Below are 1513 nucleotides of genomic sequence, written 5' to 3'. Positions count from 1 at the left end.
CCGTTTGGGATGATCCAAAAGGCGTAGCTAAAACCATCGGTAACGAGATAAAAGACTCTTGGAATGAACAGGTTATAAATGGCGATGCAAAAAGCAGAGGTCACTACTTCTCTTACCTAACCGCTAACGTTGCCATGAGCATAGTCGGCACAAAAGGAGCGGACAAGCTCGCAAAAACGACGAAACTTGAACAACTCAGTGGTGCCGCCACGAAGAAACTCAATGAAGGTGCCGCAGCTATTAATGTGCGTACGCAGTCAGCTCTGCAGAACTTGGGTCTGAATAAGCTGGATAATCGTTTAGCGTATCCAGGTGTTGGATCTGTGAAGGGGCATGGTGGGTATCAGTTTATTGAGCGTGTGGATGGTGGTAATGGGGTTGGGACGAAGGTTAAGGATGAGAGTGGTAAGGGTACGGATGATGTTACACCTAAAAAGAAATCTGTACCAGACTGGCTTAAAGAGCGTTGGGAAGCAGGTAATAATTTTAATAAGGAAAATCGTCCTCGTTACCCTTATAATGAGGTAGAGTTGGAAGCAAAAGAAGTAGGGGGCAAAAAGTACGTAGTTGACTCATATGCACCCAACAAGGAAATAGTATCGAGAAAATTCACTCAACTTAGTGAAGTGCAAGAAAAGACAGCTAAGAGTTACTTAAATGAAATCACAAAAAAATATTCTTCGGGTTCTAAAATATCAAATGGTACTTTTAATCCTAACGCTCTCAAAGGAGGGCGACTTAAAGGTGAATTAATATTAGAAATACCTGTTCAAAATAAACCAATTCCGCAAACAATTCTTGATGAGGCAACAAAAAACAGGATTATTATTAGGGATATTAAGGGGAAGGTGTATAATTGACTATGAAAATTTATTATTGTGACGAATGGTCGGACATCAAAAAGAAGCCTTGGAACATACTTGATGACCGTACTGCATACACATACCATCAAAAACAAGAACCATATACGGCGGTATTATTAGAGGATGAGAAACCTAAATATATTGTAAATGTTACAAATGAATGGGTTTCGGTGGGGTTTTATGATGACCTGATTCGTAAACATTTAAATTATGATTTTGAAGTTATGAGTGATGGTAAGATTTTTTTAAGAACAGCCATGTATTGGGAATATGATGATGAAACTGACACGGAAGTAAGTAGCTTGATTTTGGGCTTCCGAGAAGATGGCTATATAGCAATGGAAAAGAGAGATTTAAAGACCGGTTCAGTCGAGGAGCGCGAAACTAGCGATACCCTTGAAAGAAACTGGGATGTATTTCCTGAATTTGGTCATTACAATCATTTGTGCAAAGAGGAAAGGTAACGTGTTTAGAGCACTCTAGTGCCTAAACTAGTTATACGAAAGGGTTTTACGTATAGGCACATAAAGCAAGTGAACTAAAATACAATTAAAATATTTGAGTTGGACAAAAAGAGCAATGATACGTTTGAAAATAGAGACTCCATGAAGGTACTGCCATCATGGAGTTTTATTTTATATAGGAATAAT

At 38.7% G+C, this 1513-nt stretch carries 1 protein-coding gene and 1 pseudogene; both read left to right on the top strand.

Going from position 1 to position 1513, the window contains the following annotated elements; genetic code table 11:
* Window positions 1-860: pseudogene (locus BFL01S_RS21195) on the top strand (cytoplasmic protein); the annotation flags it as partial.
* Window positions 861-862: 2 nt separating this feature from the next.
* Window positions 863-1327 carry a hypothetical protein gene (locus tag BFL01S_RS19515; RefSeq protein ID WP_061786709.1) on the top strand — a complete coding sequence of 155 codons (465 nt, stop codon included), beginning with the start codon at window positions 863-865 and terminating at the stop codon, window positions 1325-1327.
* Window positions 1328-1513: the final 186 nt, after the last annotated feature.

The sequence above is a fragment of the Priestia flexa NBRC 15715 genome (genome assembly GCF_001591565.1).
In the GTDB taxonomy this organism is placed as follows: Bacteria; Bacillota; Bacilli; order Bacillales; family Bacillaceae_H; genus Priestia; species Priestia flexa.
This window is presented reverse-complemented; position numbering and strand designations above follow the sequence as displayed.